This is a genomic window from Stutzerimonas sp. KH-1 (genome assembly GCF_054483855.1).
Window position 1 is genome coordinate 1,786,485 of sequence record NZ_CM137011.1, and the last position, 18,085, is coordinate 1,804,569.

Consider the following 18,085-nt stretch of genomic DNA (forward strand, 5'->3'; position numbering starts at 1 on the left):
TTGGCGAAAGCATTGGCCCCGCGCGAACGCTGGGCATGGGTTCGTTTCAAGGCGCAGACGGTACTCCCATACGATCGGGGTTTCAAGCCGACCGGCTGGCGGCTTTACAGGTCGAATTGAGGGGCGCTATAAGAACCAAGCGAGCCATATATAAAAGGTTGAAACCATGAGCCAGAAAGACCGTGACTACAGCGAAAAACGCGATTTCATCAGGATGCGGGTGGAAACCGCCGTCACGCTGGAACATGGCGATACAAAACTCGCCGGCACCTGTATCGACCTCTCGAGTACCGGCATGCAAGTCCTGGCCGGAACGCAGCTGCAGATGGGCGACAAGGTGCGCGTGCTGATCCCATCCGAACACAGCGAGCTGAAGGGCCTCGACGCACAGACAGAGGTGGTGCGCGTGATTCAGCTCGATGATGGCCGCCAGAGCCTGGGGCTGGCCATCCTTTCGATGAGCTGACGCCGCCCTGCCCCGTTGCTGGCCGCGCTGGCGCGGCCAGCGGTTGAACTCAGAAGTCGTCTTCGACCTCGCCATCCTTGACCCGGAATTCACGGTTCTGCAGATAGGCATTGCGCACGAAGATATAACGATCGCCACGAATCATCTTCTCGGCGGAAAGCAGGCCGGCGCGGGTGTCGATCAGATCGACGCCCCGTGTGATGTTCCGGGTCGGCACGTGATCCATGTGCGGATAGGGCTCGAGAAACGCATCCGGCACGCGACCTGCTGCATCACGCACAGTGCTCGGCCCCAGCAACGGCAGCACCACGTAGGGGCCGCTGCCCAATCCCCAGGCGCCCAGGGTCTGACCGAAATCCTCGTCGTTCTTGTGCAGCCCCATGGGGGTTGCGACGTCGAAGAAGCCGAGCACGCCAAAGGTGGTGTTGAACAGGATCCGACTGGTGTCGATGCCGGCGTCGCGGACCTTGCCCTGCAGCAGATCGTTGGCCAGCACGACCACGTCGCCGAGGTTGCTGAAGACATTGCCAATGCCGTCTTCGAGGAACTGCGGCGTAACCTTCTGATAGCCCTTGGCCAAGGGCTTGAGCGTGTAGGTGTCAACGGTATCGTTGAAGCGGAACACCGCGCGGTTGACGCCTTCCCACGGATCCTCTTCGGCAGCCAGTGCATGGCTCGCGCCAAGCATGGCGACGGTGACGAAACTGGCCTTGAGCACGGCGATCCAGGCCGTTGCGATCTTGGGCATTGCTGTTTTCTCCCTAGTTTTGGTGCACGCGGCGCACCGACGCAGACCGCGCAGTATAGAGCGAACATTCGATTTGCGGCAGTCAGCCGGACAGGCCGCCTGTCCGCCGTCAATCCAGCCGGTGCTCGCCCCGCAAAGGCACAGACAAGGCCAAGCGGCTGGTTTAACCTTCGGGTATCGAGAGCAACGCTCGTTGCCCGTAAATCCATGAGAGGGAAGCAAGATGCCGGAACATGATCTGCAGTCGCAGCTCGAAGAACTGCGTAATCAACTGGCCCAGGACACGCCGCTGACCGACGAGGAGCGCGCCTCGCTGCAGGCCATCGCCCAAGACATCGAAGCGCGCCTGGCGACCAAAGACAGCACCGAATACAACGACTCGCTGGTCGATGGCGTCAATCTGGCCGTCGAGCGCTTCGAAGTCAGCCATCCGAGCATGGCCATGACCCTGCGCAACATCATGCAGACCCTGGCCAACATGGGCATCAGAAGCAAGTCACGGGTCGCGGCATGCACGCGACCCGCCGCGTCACTGGCGTACCAGACGACGATTGTCCACCTCTAGCGTCTCGGTGCTGCGGTACGGATTGATGTCCAGGCCACCACGGCGCACGTAGCGCGCATAGACGGTGAGCTTCTCCGGCTGCAACAGGCGCTGCAGGTCGAGGAAGATGCGCTCCACACATTGCTCGTGGAAGTCGGCATGCTGGCGGAAGCTCACCAGATAGGCCAGCAGGCTCTCCGGCTGCAGCGCGGCACCACGATACTCCACCACCACACTGCCCCAGTCCGGCTGACCGGTGACCGGGCAGTTGGATTTGAGCAGGTGGCTGTGCAGCGATTCCTCGACCACCCGCTCGGCATCGCATGCCAGCAGCTCGGGGCGCGGATGGTCGTAGTGCTCGATGGCTACGTCCAGCTCGTCGATGCACCGCCCTGGCAGCGTGGCGACGCCTTCAGTGGCGACTTCGTCCAGCGTGCGCAGGCGCACCCTGACCGGCTTGCCGGCAGCGGCCGAAAGATCGGCACTCATCAGCTCCAGCAGCGCTTCCCGCGATTCGAACACCGATTGGTTCAACGAATTGAGGTAGAGCTTGAACGACTTGGACTCGATGATGTTCGGCGAGTCGGCCGGAATCTCGAATTCGCCGATCGCCACCACCGGCTTGCCCGACGGCAGCAGCCAGGACAGCTCGTAACAGTTCCACAGGTCCACGCCCTGATAGGGCAGCGTCTCGGCGGTCAACCCGAGTTCGGCCCACTTCGGTGCCCGTGGAATCGGGAACAGGAGGTGCGGGCTGTAGGTGGCAACGTAGTCACTGGACTTGCCCAGCGGGGAATGTTCGGCGGGATGCTGCATCGGAAGGGAACCTGAACGAAAAACGCCGCGAAGTTTAGCGCTTCGCGGCGTTCTTTTCAGCGCCATCGGCGCAGCAGACGGACGAAGCGCCGACTACTGGCGCATACCCCGCCCGCTTTTGAGCAAATGCACGGACACCAGATAGAGCGCCGCCACCGCCACCAGCATGAAGCTGATCGCCACACCGATGCGGATGTCCGAAACGCCGAGGATGCCGTAACGGAAGGCATTGACCATGTGCAGCACCGGGTTGGCCAGCGACAGCGTCTGCCAGAACGGCGACAGCAGATTGATCGAATAGAACACCCCGCCCAAGTAGGTCAGCGGCGTCAGCACGAAGGTCGGGATGATCGAGATATCGTCGAAGTTGCGCGCGAACACCGCGTTGATGAAGCCGCCCAGGGCGAAGATGCTCGCGGTCAGAGTGATGACCAGCACCGTCACGCCCAGGTGATGCACCTGCAGATCGGTGAAGAACATCGACAGCAGCGTCACGATCACCGCCACCGCCAGCCCGCGGGTGATGCCGCCCAGGGCGAAGCCTATGACGATGACGTGGGGCGACACCGGCGAGACCAGCAGCTCCTCGATGGAGCGCTGGAACTTGGTGCTGAAGAAGCTCGATACCACGTTGCTGTACGAGTTGGTGATCACCGACATCATGATCAGCCCCGGCACGATGTAGTCCATGTAGCTGAAGCCATCCATGTCGCCAATCCGCGCGCCGATCAGGCTGCCGAAGATGACGAAGTACAGCACCATGGTGATCGCCGGGGGCAGCAGGGTCTGCGGCCAGATGCGCGTGTAGCGACGGATCTCGCGCTGCACGATGGTCTGCAGCGCGACCAGGTTGGGACGCAGTTCGCCGCTCATGACTTCACCTTCAGATTGTTCTCCACCAGCGACACGAACAGCTCCTCCAGCCGGTTGGTCTTGTTGCGCAGGCTCAGCACCTCGATGCCCTGGGCGCCGAGCAGGCGGAACAGCTCGGTGACACCCTGGCTTTTCTCCACCTGCACCTCGAGGGTGTGATGGTCGATCAGCCGCGACGGATAGTTGCCCAGTTCAGGCGCCACCAGTTGCGACTCCTTGAGATCGAGCAGGAAGGTTTCCACGTGCAGCTGCTTGAGCAGCTCGCGCATGCTGGTGTTCTTGACGATCTGGCCGTGGTCGATGATGCCGATGTTGCGGCACAGCTGCTCGGCCTCTTCCAGGTAGTGGGTGGTGAGGATGATGGTGATCCCCTCGCGGTTGAGCTCGGTCAGGAACGACCACATCGACCGCCGCAGCTCGATATCCACGCCTGCGGTGGGTTCGTCGAGAATCAACAGGCGCGGCTGATGGATCAGCGCGCGGGCGATCATCAGCCGGCGCTTCATGCCGCCGGAGAGCATGCGCGATGACACGTCGCGCTTGTCCCACAGCCCCAGCTGGTTGAGGTAGCGCTCGGCGCGCTCCTTGGCGACCTTCGCCGGAATGCCGTAGTAACCGGCCTGGGTGACCAGGATGTCGAAGGCCTTCTCGAACTGGTTGAAGTTGAACTCCTGCGGCACCACGCCCAGGCAGCGCTTGAGGCCAGACGGGTCGCGATCCAGGTCATGGCCGAACACGTTGACCGTGCCGCCACTCTTGTTCACCAGGGTCGAGAGGATGCCGATGGTGGTGGACTTGCCGGCGCCGTTGGGCCCGAGCAAGGCGAAGAAGTCGCCTTCGGCGACATCGAGATCGATGCCCTTGAGGGCCTGGAAGCCGTTGCCGTAGGTCTTGGTCAACTGCCGAATGGACAGAGCAGTACTCATAAGAAGGTGCACACAACGCGAAGGGAATGGAGCTAGATATGGGCACCGCCAACCAATTGCAACCGCGCATGTCCGCAGTGAATGCCTCACTGCCCCGCTTCGGCTTGCTCCAACGGCACCACGATCAGCGCCGCACGCTGGCCTTCGGCGACGTCGGCCATGGGAAACAGGATGCGAGCACCCGGTTCGTCGACCACCCAGCGCTCGCCGTCATCCTCGGCCAGCAGACTGCCGAGCGGCAGAGGGGTGAAGTTCTCGATATCCGCTGGCAGGCACAGCCTGAACCGAGGGCTGCGCTTGATGATCTCGCGGGAAATCTGCAGCAGCTGTAGCTCGGCCCCGGTACTGACCGGCAATGCCCGTCCCTCGATCATCGCGATCAGCCCGTTCTCGAACTGCGAGACGGCAGCCGGTAGCGCTTCGCCCTCGCCTTCGGCCAGCTCCACCGTGAACGCCTCAGCGCCATGGCGCATGGCGGTCAGCGCGCTGAAGGTGTTCGTCGCCTGGCGTTGCACAAGCACGGCGTCGATGGCCAGCCCTTGCAGCCTGGCCAGCGCCTCGGCAGTTGCCTGCTCGTCCTCGTACCAGGGGCGGATGGCGAATTGGGCAAGGCGCGACGGACGCATCGCCGAATGCAGATCGTAGTGTCGACGCACGCGTCCCGTGTCGCCGAAGAAACCGCTGACCAACGCCTCCAGCTCTGCTGCCCGGATGGCTTCGCTGCACCAGACGTCGGCATGCGCGCCCCGGAACAGCCGATTGAGATCATGGTCGACCAGCCGCTGCGTCCGGCGCACCGCTGCCGGGTTGGCGAACAGCAACAACAGCCGCGCGCGCGGCATGACATCGCCACGGGCAAGCGCCCGGATCAGGCGGTCCAGCACATGGATGGGGATGAGTTCGTTGCCATGAACGCCTGCAGAGATCAGCAGGTCCAGGCCGAGATCGGCGCTGGCAGGTGGCGAAACGAGCAGAGCGCCCTCCGCCAGCCAGTGCAGCTTCACCCCATGCGGGGTGAGCTGGATCTTCTCGCAGGGTTCACGCCCGGCGAGGGTGAGCTCCAGCAGCTTGCCGAGGGCGAGCATGCCGGCCTGCGGTCAGTGGTTGCAGTCGGGGCCGTGGACGTGCTCGTCGTCATCGGCCTCGACCGGCTCCATTTCCAGCTGCAGGCTGACCAGGTTGGTCGCCAGCGGGCGCAGCACCAGATTGGCGTACTCGGTATCACCATCCTCGACATCCACGCCGATCATCAGCTGACCGTTGCCGACTTGCTGAATCCACACCTCGCGCCCCTGCCAGACCACGGCGAAACGGGTGCAGGAAGTTTCCAATTGGGTTCCATCGACGTCTTCCAGAACCAGTTGCAGGCTATCGCTCATTGAATTGCTCTCGTTTGGTAGAAGCGCGACGCCCCATGGCGCCGCGCGAAGATTGATCAGGCTTGGGTCAGCGTCGCGATGGCGCGCTCGAAACGATCCAGCCCCTCATTGATGTCAGCTTCGTCGATGACCAGGCTCGGCGCCAGGCGAACCACGTCCGGGCCTGCCTGCAGCACCATCAACGCTTCTTTCTCGGCGGCAGCGCAGAAGGCGCCGGCCTTGCCCTTCCAGGCGTCGGTCAGCACGCAGCCGATCAGCAGACCACGGCCGCGAACCTGGCTGAACACGCCGTAACGTTCTCCGATCTGCATGAGACGAGTCTTGAACTGCTCGTGGCGCGCCTTGACCCCTTCCAGCACCTCGGGCGTATTGATGATGTCCACCACCGTCTCGGCCACGGCACAGGCGAGCGGGTTGCCGCCGTAGGTGGTGCCGTGAGTGCCGACGCTCAGATGCGCGGCGATTTCATTGGTGGTCAGCATCGCGCCGATGGGGAAACCGCCGCCCAGGCTCTTGGCATTGGTCAGGATGTCCGGCTCGACGCCGTAATGCATGTAGGCGAACAGGTCGCCGGTGCGCCCCATGCCGGACTGCACTTCGTCGAAGATCAGCAGCGCGTTGTGCTCGTTGCACAGCTGGCGCGCGCCTTCCAGGTAGGCCTGTTCGCCTGGCAAGACACCGCTCTCGCCCTGGATCGGCTCGAGCACCACCGCACAAGTCTTGTCGGAGATCGCCGCCTTCAACGCCTCGAGGTCGTTGTAGGGCACATGGCTGATGCCTTCGATCTTTGGCCCGAAGCCATCGGAATACTTCGACTGCCCGCCCACCGTGACGGTGAACAGGGTGCGGCCGTGGAAGCTGTTGAGCGCCGAGATGATCTCGAATTTCTGCGGACCGTAGACGTCATGGGCGTAACGACGGGCCAGCTTGAACGCCGCCTCGTTGGCCTCCGCCCCGGAATTGCAGAAGAAGGCGCGGTCGGCGAAGGTTGCCGCCACCAGTTTCTTGGCCAGACGCAGCGCCGGCTCGTTGGTATAGATGTTGGAGATGTGCCAGAGCTTGCCGGCCTGCTCGGTCAGTGCCGCCACCATGGCCGGATGGGCATGACCCAGCGCGTTGACCGCGATGCCACCGGCGAAATCCACCAGTTCTCGACCGCTCTGATCCCAGACTCGCGAGCCCAGACCACGCACCGGCACGAAGGCCGCGGGGGCGAAGGTGGGAACAATGACCTGGTCGAAATCGGCGCGTTCTACCGGGGTGTGCGGGGCGGACATCGGGGCTCTCCTGCGAGGCGACACTGAATGAGAAATGAAAACGCCCCGCCATCGGCGGGGCGTCACTCGCGCAGTGTAAACGCAGGGCCGGCCCTCGTGCGCACTCGAGTAGAAATTCTCTTGTGCAGCCGACCGGACGATCAGCCGAAGTGCTGCTGGTCCAGTGCGATCGCCTGGTCGAGGGTCTCCAGCAGGGCCTTGCGCACTTTCAGCTTGGTGTTCTTGTGCGCCACCATGTTGATCTTCTTCAGCTGCTCGGCGGCAGCCTTGGCCACCGCCAGCAGTTCGCCCGTCGGCACCACCTTGTCGAGGAAGCCAGCGCTTACCGCGCCGGCTGGATCGAACATCTCGCCGTTGATCACCGAGCGCTGGAACGCTGCCTTGCCAAGGCGATCACGCGCCAGCTCGATGCCGGCGTGGTGCATGGTCATGCCGATCTGCACCTCGTTGAGGCCGATGTGGAAAGGCCCTTCGACGCCGATGCGGTAGTCCGACGACAACAGCAGGAAGGCGCCCTTGGCGATAGCGTGCCCCGGGCAGGCGACGATGATCGGGAATGGGTGCGCCAGCATGCGGCGGGAGAACGTCGAGCCGGTGGCGACTAGCGCCATGGCATTCTGCGGGCTGGCAGTCATGACCTTGAGGTCGTAGCCACCGGAAAGAATGCCGGGCTGGCCGGTGAGGATGACGATGGCGCGGTCCTGCTCGGCGCGATCCAACGCGGCATTGAGCGCCTCGAATACCGCAGGCGAGAGCGCGTTGACCTTGCCGTTGCACAGCGTCAGCGTGGCGATGCCGTCTTCGAATTGGTAGGAGACCAGCTCAGTCATGACGAGATTCCTTGTTCTTGAAGTGCGCAGACGTTACCCAGCACCCGGGTTCAGGTAAAGCACGATGACCGACCGGCCGGTCACGCTTTGCGTCTCGACATGCGCTCGGACTGGAGCGCTCAGGCATCCGGATCGAACTCGGCCAGCGCCTGCGGATGCAGGATCGACTGCAGCTCCGGATCGGCGATATGCAGGCCGAAGGAGCCATCCGGCAGCCCGCCGGAAATGCGATAGGGCGTGCCCTCCTCGTCCACGGTGATTCGCGCCAGATCCAGATAGCGGGGTGTGCAGCGCTCCTTCGCCGCGTTGCGCAACACCACGACCCGCGGACGCAGCTGCAGCCGCTCGTGCTTTTCGACCACCACGGCCACTTCGCCGGTATGCAGCTCCACCAGCGTGCCGACCGGGAAGGCACCGAGCCAGCGAATGAATTCGCGCACCAGCTCCTCGTCGAACTGCACACCACTGGCGCTGCGCAGGATCTCGAACGCCGACTGCACCGGCCGCGCGTAGTCGTAGGCGCGATGACTGGTGATGGCGTCGAACGCATCGACGATGGTGATGATGCGCGTCATGTACGAAATCTGCGCCGGCCCGGAGCCGAGCGGATAGCCCGTACCATCGAGCCGTTCGTGGTGACCATAGGCGGCCTGCAGCGCCACCTCAGGCACACCCGGCTGCGCACTTAGCGCCTCCAGCCCGAACGCCGGATGCCGCTTGATCAGCTCGAATTCTTCCGCGGTGAGCTTGCCCGGCTTGTTGAGAATCTCCGGATCGATGCGCATCTTGCCGACGTCATGCAGCAGCCCGGCCATGCCCAGCAGCTGCAGCTTGTCATCCGGCAAGCCGAGATGGTTGCCGAAGCCCATCGCCATGATCGAAACGGACAGGCAATGCAGGCTGGTATAGAGGTCCTTGCTCTTCAGGCGGATCAGCCAGAGCATCGCGCTTTCGTTGCGCAGCATGCTCGCCAGGTTGCGCTTGACCACGCCGTGGCAGGCGCGGGTGTCGATCACACGACCATGCTGCACATCGGCGAGTACCTGCTCGATCAGCCCGGCGCCATCCAGATAGGCCGCTCGGGCCTCTTCCACCTCACTGGCCAGCGCATGGCGCGATCGCTGCGGCGCCTTGTGCTGCCGTGGCGCCACGGCGGCGGCCGCTGCACCATGCTGCAGCCGCACCCGCCGCGTGTCGTCGACATAGACGTACAAGCAGCGCTCGCGCACGGCACGCACTTCGTCGGGCGTGAGCAACGGAAAACCCTGGAAGGCGAACGTCGTTTCGCTCCATGGACGATCCAGCTCGCAGACGAACATGCCCAACTCAAGATTGGCCACGGCCACCCGGCGTCGGGTAGGTACCAACAAGGTATCGGGATGATTGCCTGACTCACCTGTCAGTCTCATGGGACAGCTTCGCTCCACTCGCTTTGCTTTCAACATAACCCAGGCGAGCGCCGAGGCTGCAGGTGAGTCTAGCGGAACGTGCAGCCCATCACCCGAGCGATGCGGTTTTGTTAAGCGCATGAATAAGTTAAAAAAGTTTTTGCCAAAGGGCATTCGTTCGATTACATTAGCGCGCCTCGACGGACATGAACCTCCGTCGATCCGGTGAGGTGTCCGAGCGGTTGAAGGAGCACGCCTGGAAAGTGTGTATACGAGAAATCGTATCGAGGGTTCGAATCCCTCCCTCACCGCCAGATTAGATTCAAGAAAAGCCCCCGACTTCGTACGAAGCCGGGGGCTTTTTCGTTGCGCCTTCTTTACTGCCCAACCTGGCTCGATGCCGTGAACTTCCTGCGCATCGAAGCCTGCTGCCGGACGTCCGATGGCCGTTGTCAGCGACATTGCCCTGTAGCAACGTAGCTGCACCAGTCATGAGCAGCGAAACGTTCCCATGAACGATCCCTTCGATCTGCAGCGGTTTGTCGATGCGCAGCAGGATGTGTACGAACAGGCTCTGCAGGAGCTGCGAGCCGGCCGCAAACGTACGCACTGGATGTGGTTCATCTTCCCGCAGCTGAGTGGGCTCGGCCGCAGTGCCATGGCGCAGCGCTATGCCATTTCCGGGCGCGACGAGGCCCTTGCCTATTTGCAACACGCGCTGCTGGGGCCTCGCTTGCAAGCCTGTACCGAAGCGATGCTCGCGCATGCGGGCGACAGCGCCCTGCAGATTCTTGGCCGCCCGGACGATCTGAAGTTTCATTCCTGCATGACATTGTTCGCCTGCATCGCACCGGACCCGGCGCTGTTCGACAAGGCGCTGGAGGTGTTCTTTCGAGGCCAGCCGGACCCGGCCAGCCTCGAGCAGCTGAAGGCCTGAACGTTATCGCCTGCCTTGGTCCTGCTAGCGCTGACCGGCAGCACCGCCGGTCGGGTTCCCGCTGGTCGCGCCGCCAGTGGCCGCTCCGCCGGTGCCGTTACCGTTACCTGTTCCGATTCCACCCGGCGGCGTGACGGCTCCCGGATTGGCGTTTCCATTGGCACCACTCGGCGTCACCGGCGCCCCGGTGGTTCCTTGAACCGGTGCGTTGCCAGTGCCGCCGGTCGACCGTCGCTCGTTGTCCTGGGCGCTCGGCAATCCGGTCCCCGCGGCCGAACCGGCATTGCCGGGTACGGCGGGACGCGGGTTATAGGCATCGCTCTGCACGCCACCACGGTTGAGGGTCGGTGCAGGGTCCCGCGTGGTTGCCGGTTCGCGGATACGGTTGATATCGCGGCCGATCTGTTGGCGATTTTCCTCCATCTGGGCGCCCATCCGGTCGCGCTCCTGCTCGAGGGTCATGTCTCGCTCTTGTGCGTTCGCGGCAGCCGCAGCTGCGGATAGCAACAGTAACGTGGTCAGTTTTACGGTGTGCATGGGTGGTCTCCTGGGCAGTTCACCCAATAGGTGACAACCGAAGGCCACGCGCTGCTCAACGAGCGGGGTGAGTTTCTGGTGTGAAACTTGCTGCGATTATTTCCCAGGGGTGAATGTCCGGCACGTCTCATTTCCGCAGCCGCAAAGAGGAAAACCGAGCGAGCCATTCCGTCACAACCTTCTGGTCGGGCGACAATCCGCTGCACACAAGAAGAAAAGGCCATGTCATGCTCAAGCAGAAGAAATTTCGGCAGGCGACTCTGATCGTCATCGCCACGGCAGTGATCCTGATACTGCCGAACCTGTCCCGTATATTCAGCTGAGCGCGCTACGGCGCGCCGCGAGGTAGCCAGATGCGCACGACCAGCCTCTTCGCCCTTCTCACCCTGAGCATGGCCGCTACCGCCGGCGGGATCGACCGCGACTCCGCGCTTCAGGCGCTGCAGCAGCCGGACGTCGTGTTGATCGACGTGCGTACGGCAGAGGAGTTTGCAGAGGGCGCCCTGCCCGGCGCCACCCGCATCGAAACCCCAGACCTGGCCCGCAATATCGAGGCCCTGGCACCCCGGAAGGACACGCCAGTGGTGCTCTACTGTCGCAGCGGCAGGCGCTCGTCCGCCGCCCAGGAAGTGCTCGAGAAGCTCGGTTACAGCCAGGTCATCAACGCCGGCGGTTATGACCAGCTCGCCAGTGCGCTGCAGCGGGACTGACGCAGAGCAGGCGCCGCAGGCCTCCGCCCGCCCACCGACCAGGGAACTTATGAGCAGCGAGGGCCACTGAAAAACGTGGCCTTCGCTGCATCATGCGCACCCTTATCGGAGGATATGGATGAACTGGGACGCCCTGCTCAACGAGACTCTCTGGATCAACCTGGCGATCGTGCTGGGCATCACCATCGTCAGCTTTCTGGTCCTGCGCGCCATCCTCGGGATCGTCACGCGGCGCCTCAACAAGCTGGCCACCGGGTCCAAGACCAAGTTCCTCGGCATCACCGCCGAACTGCTTTCACGCACCAGCAATCTGCTGATCCTGGCGTTCTCACTGCTGATCGCCCTGAAGACGGTCGAACTGTCGCCCCGCTGGGAATCGACGATGTCCCACGGCTGGTTCATCGCCCTGGCATTTCAGATCGCGCTGTGGATGGATACCGGCGTCCGCCTGTGGATGGAGAGCCTGACCCGCAACGGCAAGGCGCGCAATCCGGTGACCACCACCATCATCGGCATCATGATCCGCATCGTGGTCTGGACCATGATGCTGCTGTCGATCCTGGCCAACCTGGGTGTCGACATCACCGCCATGGTCGCCAGCCTCGGCGTCGGTGGTATCGCCATCGCCCTGGCAGTGCAGACGCTGCTCAGTGACATCTTCGCCTCGCTGTCCATTGGCGTGGACAAACCCTTCGAGATCGGTGACTTCGTGGTATTTGGCGAAGTGGCCGGCAACATCGAGCACATCGGCCTGAAAACCACGCGCATCCGCGCCCTCAGCGGTGAGCAGGTCGTCATTTCCAACGCCGACCTGTTGCGGCAGATCGTGCACAACTACAAGCGCATGAACACCCGCCGGATCGTCTTCAAGTTCGGCATCACCTACGACACGCCGACCGAAAAGGTTAAAGAGGTGGCGGCATTGGTGAAGCGCATCATCGAAGGCATCGAAATGGCCAAGTTCGACCGCGCGCACTTCCTCGGCTTCGACGATAGCCAGCTGACGTTCGAGGTCGTCTACATCATGCAAGTCTCGGACTACAACAAGTACATGGACACCCAGCAGGAGATCAACCTCGCCTTGCTGCAGGGCATTCGTGACATGGACGTGCAGTTCGCCTTCCCCACCCGCAGCATCGAGTTCATCGGTGGGCAACTGCCGGAAATCAATGTTGCCGGCGTGCCGCAGCAAAAGCCGGCGGCCAACCAGAACGCCGCCGACACCGACACGCACATGCCTGGCGCTCGGCCGACCTGAGCCATGCCCATCGCCGCCGGTTGGCCGGCGGCGGCACCTCGTCCCTTCGCTGCAGCGGCGCAAGCGCCTATGCTGAAGACGGAAGCTGTTCGAACCCAAAAGGATAAGACTCATGACGCTGCTCTGGTTGCTGGTTCTACTGCTCGGTATTGCCGTTCTCGCCCACCTGCGCGTAGCGCCCCGTCTGGCGCTGGCGGTCGTCGCCACCTACCTGGTCTTCATGACCGCTGCCGACACCTCCGAGGTGGTGGTATTCCTGCTCTGGATCGCCCTGATCGCCATCGCGGTGCCACTGCTGGTCGCAGACGTGCGCCGCAAGTACTTCAGCGGGCCGATGTTCGACTGGTTCAAGAAGGCGCTGCCGCCGATTTCCGCCACCGAGCGCGACGCCATCGATGCCGGCACCGTCTGGTGGGACGGCGAGCTGTTCAGCGGCCGCCCGGACTGGGACACCCTGCTCGGCTATCCGAAGGCGCGCCTGACGGATGAAGAACAGGCCTTCCTCGACGGCCCTACCGAAACCCTCTGCGAACTGGTCAGCGAATGGGATATCGCCCAGCGCATGGACCTGCCGCCCGCCGCCTGGGACTACATCAAGGCCGAAGGCTTCTTTGCCCTGATCATCCCCAAGGAGTACGGCGGCAAAGGCTTCTCCGCCTACGCCCACTCGCAGATCGTGATGAAGCTGGCGACCCGCAGCGGTGACCTGGCCAGCACCGTGATGGTGCCCAACTCCCTCGGCCCGGCCGAGCTGCTGATGCACTACGGCACCGAGGAGCAACGCAACCACTACCTGCCACGCCTGGCCAACGGTACCGACATTCCCTGCTTTGCCCTGACCGGCCCCTACGCGGGCAGCGATGCCGGTGCGATGAACGACAGCGGCGTGATCTGCCGCGGCCAATGGCAGGGCGAAGAAGTGCTCGGTCTGCGCCTGAACTGGGAGAAGCGCTACATCACCCTCGGGCCGGTCGCGACCCTGCTCGGCGTGGCCTTCAAGACCTACGACCCGGACCACTTGCTGGGCGATGAGGAAGAACTCGGCATCAGTCTGGCGCTGATCCCCACCGACACGCCCGGCGTCGAGATCGGCCGTCGCCACCTGCCGCTGGGCGCTGCCTTCATGAACGGGCCGAACTGGGGCAAGGACGTCTTCGTACCGCTGGAAGCCATCATCGGCGGCCGCGACATGATCGGCAAAGGCTGGATGATGCTGATGAACTGCCTCTCGGTCGGCCGCTCGATCTCGCTGCCGGCGACCGGCACCAGCGCGGCCAAGGTCTGCAGCTATGTGAGCGGCCGCTACGCGCAGGTCCGCGAGCAGTTCAATGTGCCGCTGGCCGCCTTCGAAGGGATCCAGGAACCGCTGGCGCGCATCGGCGGCAACGCCTGGCTGATGGACGCGGCGCGTATTCTCACCGCCCATGCCGTCGACCTGGGCGAGAAGCCCTCGGTGCTGTCGGCCATTCTCAAGTACCACCTCACCGAGCGCGGCCGCGCCTGCATCACCGACGCCATGGATATCCACGGCGGCAAGGGCATCATCCTCGGCCCGAACAACTACCTCGGCCGGATGTGGCTGTCGGCGCCGATCTCGATCACCGTGGAGGGCGCGAACATCCTCTCGCGCAACCTGATGATCTTCGGCCAGGGCGCGATCCGCTGCCATCCGTTCGTGCTGCGTGAAATGGAGCTGGTCCACGAGCCGGATCGCGAAGCCGCTGTTGTGAAATTCGATGACCTGCTCATGCAACACATCGGCTTCGCCGTCAGCAACACCGCCAGCACTCTGCTGCTGGGTCTGAGCTTCGGTCTGATGGGGCGCGTCCCGGGGACCAGCGTCACGCAACCCTACTTCCGCGCCCTCAACCGCATCGCCGCAGCCTTCGCCATGCTGGCTGACCTGTCGATGATGCTGCTGGGCGGCGAGCTCAAGCGCCGCGAACGGCTGTCGGCGCGCCTGGGCGACGTGCTCAGCCATCTCTACCTCGCCTCGGCGGCGCTCAAACAGTTCCACGACCTCGGCCATCCAACCGAACAGGAGCCGCTGCTGCGCTGGGCGCTGGAGGATTGTCTGGAGAAGGCCGAATCAGCCCTGCAGGACGTGCTGGCCAACTTCCCCAACCGCATCCTCGGGCACCTGCTGCATGCGCTGGTGTTCCCCTTCGGTGCGCGGCACAAGGGGCCATCGGACACGCTCGACGCCGAAGTCGCCGCCCTGCTCGGCCGCCCCGAAGGCGATCCGGCTTTTGAGCGCATCCTCGACGGCATGCACCGCCCGCAGGACCCCGAGCAGCCGCTGGGCGCGCTGAAGCATGCCTTCGAGGCGCTGGCCGCCAGCCAGAACGCGGCGAAGAAGCTGGCCAAGGCGGTGAAAGGCGGCACGCTCCAGCCGATGCCTGGCGAGCCCCCCATCGATGCAGCGCTGACGGCTGGCGCGCTCGATCCCGCCGAAGCCGAACAGCTGCGCATGGCTGAACTGGCGCGGCGCAAGGTGATCGACGTGGATGACTTCGCCAAGGAAGAGCTGGCGCTGGAAGAGGGCCGGATTCGTTGATGGAGATGGGACCCGGGCGCTACGTAGCATTCGCGTAGGGTGGGCTTTAGCCCACCAGCCCTCGCCCTCGCCACCGCTGCTGGTGGGCTGAAGCCCACCCGAGGCCATCCAGACGCATGCAAGCGTTACATCAAGGCGGTCTCAAGTCGTCGTAGGGCGGGCTTTAGCCCGCCACTGCCCCCCACACCACGGCCGAAGGTGGGCTGAAGCCCACCCTACAGGCAACCGCCCCTCACCCTAATCCGCGTGCCGCCTTGGCCAGACCAGGCTGAAACGCGCCCCACCCAATGCGCTGTCGCCGACCTGCGAACGGCCGCCATGCCAGTAGACGATGCGCCGCACGATGGACAGGCCCAGCCCGTGTCCGCCTGACGCGCGGGTGCGACTGTCGTCCAGACGCAGGAATGGCGTGAAGACCTTCTCCCAATCCGCCTCCGGCACACCAGGACCGTCGTCGTCCACCTCCAGCCGTGCCGTTTCCCCATCGATGGCGAAGCTGACCCGCACCTGGCTTTCGGCATGGCGCATGGCATTGGTGATGAGGTTGCTCAGGGCACGGCGCAGGTACTGCGGCTCGGCGTCGGCCCAACCACTACCGTCCTCCGCCAGCACACACTCGCCACGCGCGACGCCAACAACCGGGCGCAACGGCGCCAGCTCGCCGATCACCTGATCGACCAGCGCACCCAGCTCCACGCGCTGGAAACGCAGGTTCGGCGAACCGCGTTCCAGCCGCGAATACACCAGCATCTCGTCCACCAGCGCATCGAGGTCGTCAATATCGCCATCCATGCCTTTCAGGTACTTGTCCCGGGCCTCGTCGGTCGGCGCCTCGGCGGTCATCTCCAGGCCGAAACGCAGCCGTGCCACCGGCGTACGCAGCTCATGGGCAACGGCGCTGACCATCTCCCGCTGCACCGCCAGCAAGCGCTGCAGGTGCTTGGCCATGCCATTGAAGGCAGCCGCCAGCCGTCCTACCGAGTCGGTGCCGACATCCGGCACGCGGGTTTCCAGATTGCCCGCGGCGATGCGCGTGGCCGCGCTTTCCAGCACGCTCAGGCGTTGCTCCAGCTGGCGCACCAGCAGGTAGACCGTCAGGCCGATCAACGACAGCCCGAGCACGCCGATCAGCACCAGCAGCTGCGGCGGATAGGGGTTCATCTGATGCAGCGGGCCGAGCTGCATGATCCAGCGTGTACCGGCAACGGCGGCGAACACGCGCACCGCATCACCGCCGCGGGCGAGCGCCATCACCGTATCGCCCTCGTCCAGTCGCCGACGCTGGTCGTCATCGAGGTTGGCGCTGTCGCGGGTCAGCAGCTCCAGATTGAAGCCGAAGCCGCGCGCCCGCTTCAGCTCGGCAAGGCGCTGTGGCTGTTCGGCTTCGGGATAACGAATCAGCTCGTCGATCAGCAGATAGATGGTGGCGCGCGCCAGCTGCTCGCTGAGCTGCTCCACCTCGCCGGTAAGCACCAGCCGATCCTGCGCGCTGACCAGGCTGAACACCGTGGTGCTCTGCGGGCGGATCTGCTCGACCAGCACCTGTCCGCGCAGCAGGCGCGCCTCCAGGCTGCTTTCCAGGCTGACATCATCCAGCGTCCGCACCCGCAGCGGGATACCCAGCAGCCGCCCCCAGAGGTTCGCCGCCTGGCGCCGCTCGATGGGCGTCATGCTGCTCATGTTGTGCGCCATCAGGCGGAAGGTGCCGCTGGCCAGGCGCTCGCGGTGATCGTCCGCGCGGTACTGGTTGAGCAGGTGCAGGCCGCCGGCGCCGAGCAGCGCCACCAGCACCAGCACCCCCAGCATGCCGCCATAGATGCGCAGGAAGATCGAATTCATGGGCGGCGGCGCTACACCATCGCCACGGCAGCTTCGGAAACGAACAGATAGCCCTTGCCGCGCACCGTCTTGATCAGCCGCGGATGATCGGGATCGTCACCGATCTTGGGGCGGATACGCGAAATACGCACATCGATGGAGCGGTCCTGACCGTCGTATTCGATGCCGCGCAGCTCGGCGAAGATTTCTTCACGGGAAAGAATGCGTCCGGGGTTGGAGGTCAGCAGCCAGAGCAGGTCGAACTCGGCGCCGGTCAGTTCGATCTGCTGTTCACGCAACCAGGCTTCGCGCAGGGCGCTGTCGATCACCAACGGGCCGAACTGCAGGCGCTTGGCATTGGCCGGCGTTTCCGGCGGCTGACGGCGCAGCAAGGCGCGGATGCGCGCCAGCAACAGACGCGGACGCACCGGCTTGCAGACGTAATCGTCGGCGCCGGTTTCCAGCCCTAGCACCTGGTCGAGATCATCGGCCCGCGCGGTGAGCATGAGGATCGGGCCATCATAGCGGTCACGCACCCGCCGGCAGATCGACAGGCCATCCTCGCCGGGTAGCATCAGATCGAGCACCACCAGGTCCGGACGCTCCTCGATGATGCGCTCGACCGCGCAGGCGCCGTCCGACTCGATCGACACCTCGAAGCCGCCGTTGCTGTGCAGGTACTCCTGCGTCAACTCGGCCAGCCGTCGATCGTCCTCAACGATGAGAATCCGCCACGTCTCTTGTTCCATCCCCGCCCCCTGTCTACGCGTCAGGCCACAAACCGAACAGCGCGCATTGTACCCAACGCCCGGACGCGAACGATGCACAAAAAGCGGGCATCGGCAAACACAACATGTTGTGTCATTGACCATCATCAAAATATGCCCGGCGGCGCGTATTTCGTCGGCATTCAGCCAAGCGCCGGAGCCATGCGGGTTGCGGCCGGACGCCCAGCTTTCACCCACAAACCGCACACACCTTATCCACAGGTTATCCCGGCAGACTGCCTTGCATTGGCCTC

General features: G+C 64.0%; 18 protein-coding genes, 1 tRNA gene and 1 pseudogene. 8 read left to right on the plus strand and 12 right to left on the minus strand.

Going from position 1 to position 18,085, the window contains the following annotated elements; genetic code table 11:
• Nucleotides 1-166: 166 nt before the first annotated feature.
• Nucleotides 167-466, plus strand: a complete 300-nt coding sequence (locus tag ACX1DW_RS08470) for a PilZ domain-containing protein (RefSeq protein ID WP_063543976.1) — start codon at nt 167-169, stop codon at nt 464-466.
• A gap of 49 nt (nt 467-515) precedes the next feature.
• Here the strand turns inward: ACX1DW_RS08470 and ACX1DW_RS08475 are convergent, their stop codons facing one another.
• Entirely contained in the window at nt 516-1,214 is a 699-nt protein-coding gene (locus ACX1DW_RS08475; protein WP_102840924.1) for an MlaA family lipoprotein, read from the minus strand.
• 223 nt (nt 1,215-1,437) lie between these two features.
• On the opposite strand from ACX1DW_RS08475, the pseudogene ACX1DW_RS08480 reads away from it, so the two are divergent.
• Nucleotides 1,438-1,701 (plus strand): annotated as a pseudogene (locus ACX1DW_RS08480) (DUF4404 family protein); the annotation flags it as partial.
• Nucleotides 1,702-1,743: 42 nt separating this feature from the next.
• Here the strand turns inward: ACX1DW_RS08480 and queF are convergent.
• From queF to ACX1DW_RS08520, 8 genes are all read right to left on the minus strand, one after another.
• Nucleotides 1,744-2,574, minus strand: coding sequence for an NADPH-dependent 7-cyano-7-deazaguanine reductase QueF (gene queF / locus ACX1DW_RS08485; protein ID WP_458993210.1), 831 nt, complete (start codon nt 2,572-2,574; stop codon nt 1,744-1,746).
• A 93-nt stretch (nt 2,575-2,667) separates the two neighbouring features.
• The gene (locus ACX1DW_RS08490; protein WP_104097836.1) at nt 2,668-3,447 is read right to left on the minus strand and encodes an ABC transporter permease; all 780 of its coding nucleotides are present in this window, start codon (nt 3,445-3,447) and stop codon (nt 2,668-2,670) included.
• The gene (locus tag ACX1DW_RS08495; RefSeq protein ID WP_063544017.1) at nt 3,444-4,373 is read right to left on the minus strand and encodes an ABC transporter ATP-binding protein; all 930 of its coding nucleotides are present in this window, start codon (nt 4,371-4,373) and stop codon (nt 3,444-3,446) included. The genes ACX1DW_RS08490 and ACX1DW_RS08495 overlap by 4 nt, the downstream gene beginning before the upstream one ends.
• Nucleotides 4,374-4,459: 86 nt before the next feature.
• Entirely contained in the window at nt 4,460-5,458 is a 999-nt protein-coding gene (locus ACX1DW_RS08500) for a succinylglutamate desuccinylase (protein WP_458993211.1), read from the minus strand.
• A 12-nt stretch (nt 5,459-5,470) separates the two neighbouring features.
• Nucleotides 5,471-5,752: a hypothetical protein gene (locus tag ACX1DW_RS08505; RefSeq protein ID WP_011912811.1), complete on the minus strand. Its 282-nt coding sequence runs from the start codon at nt 5,750-5,752 to the stop codon at nt 5,471-5,473.
• A gap of 56 nt (nt 5,753-5,808) precedes the next feature.
• Nucleotides 5,809-7,029 carry an aspartate aminotransferase family protein gene (locus tag ACX1DW_RS08510; RefSeq protein ID WP_156244498.1) on the minus strand — a complete coding sequence of 407 codons (1,221 nt, stop codon included), beginning with the start codon at nt 7,027-7,029 and terminating at the stop codon, nt 5,809-5,811.
• A gap of 140 nt (nt 7,030-7,169) precedes the next feature.
• Nucleotides 7,170-7,859 carry a crotonase/enoyl-CoA hydratase family protein gene (locus ACX1DW_RS08515; RefSeq protein ID WP_458993212.1) on the minus strand — a complete coding sequence of 230 codons (690 nt, stop codon included), beginning with the start codon at nt 7,857-7,859 and terminating at the stop codon, nt 7,170-7,172.
• 119 nt (nt 7,860-7,978) lie between these two features.
• Nucleotides 7,979-9,268 carry an HD-GYP domain-containing protein gene (locus ACX1DW_RS08520; RefSeq protein ID WP_458993213.1) on the minus strand — a complete coding sequence of 430 codons (1,290 nt, stop codon included), beginning with the start codon at nt 9,266-9,268 and terminating at the stop codon, nt 7,979-7,981.
• 203 nt (nt 9,269-9,471) lie between these two features.
• Here ACX1DW_RS08520 and ACX1DW_RS08525 point away from each other — a divergent pair.
• A tRNA-Ser gene (locus tag ACX1DW_RS08525) sits at nt 9,472-9,561 on the plus strand.
• 197 nt (nt 9,562-9,758) lie between these two features.
• A complete protein-coding gene (locus ACX1DW_RS08530) occupies nt 9,759-10,184 on the plus strand; it encodes a DUF1810 domain-containing protein (protein WP_125872080.1) in 426 nt (141 codons plus the stop codon).
• Between the two features lie 24 nt (nt 10,185-10,208).
• On the opposite strand, the gene ACX1DW_RS08535 is transcribed toward ACX1DW_RS08530, so the two are convergent.
• Nucleotides 10,209-10,721, minus strand: a complete 513-nt coding sequence (locus ACX1DW_RS08535; RefSeq protein ID WP_200595182.1) for a hypothetical protein — start codon at nt 10,719-10,721, stop codon at nt 10,209-10,211.
• Between the two features lie 113 nt (nt 10,722-10,834).
• Here ACX1DW_RS08535 and ACX1DW_RS08540 point away from each other — a divergent pair, with 113 nt between their 5' ends.
• From ACX1DW_RS08540 to ACX1DW_RS08555, 4 genes are all read left to right on the plus strand, one after another.
• A complete protein-coding gene (locus ACX1DW_RS08540) occupies nt 10,835-11,044 on the plus strand; it encodes a hypothetical protein (protein ID WP_125872082.1) in 210 nt (69 codons plus the stop codon).
• Between the two features lie 30 nt (nt 11,045-11,074).
• On the plus strand, nt 11,075-11,431 hold the full coding sequence (locus tag ACX1DW_RS08545; protein WP_152481102.1) for a rhodanese-like domain-containing protein: 357 nt from the start codon (nt 11,075-11,077) through the stop codon (nt 11,429-11,431).
• A gap of 118 nt (nt 11,432-11,549) precedes the next feature.
• Entirely contained in the window at nt 11,550-12,689 is a 1,140-nt protein-coding gene (locus ACX1DW_RS08550; protein ID WP_458993214.1) for a mechanosensitive ion channel family protein, read from the plus strand.
• A gap of 112 nt (nt 12,690-12,801) precedes the next feature.
• A complete protein-coding gene (locus tag ACX1DW_RS08555) occupies nt 12,802-15,246 on the plus strand; it encodes an acyl-CoA dehydrogenase (protein WP_458993215.1) in 2,445 nt (814 codons plus the stop codon).
• A gap of 237 nt (nt 15,247-15,483) precedes the next feature.
• On the opposite strand, the gene ACX1DW_RS08560 is transcribed toward ACX1DW_RS08555, so the two are convergent.
• Together ACX1DW_RS08560 and ACX1DW_RS08565 are read right to left on the minus strand one after the other, a co-directional pair.
• Complete coding sequence (locus tag ACX1DW_RS08560) at nt 15,484-17,085, minus strand: ATP-binding protein (protein ID WP_458993216.1); 1,602 nt, start codon at nt 17,083-17,085, stop codon at nt 15,484-15,486.
• Nucleotides 17,086-17,096: 11 nt separating this feature from the next.
• On the minus strand, nt 17,097-17,813 hold the full coding sequence (locus ACX1DW_RS08565) for a winged helix-turn-helix domain-containing protein (RefSeq protein WP_458993217.1): 717 nt from the start codon (nt 17,811-17,813) through the stop codon (nt 17,097-17,099).
• Nucleotides 17,814-18,085 lie beyond the last annotated feature (272 nt).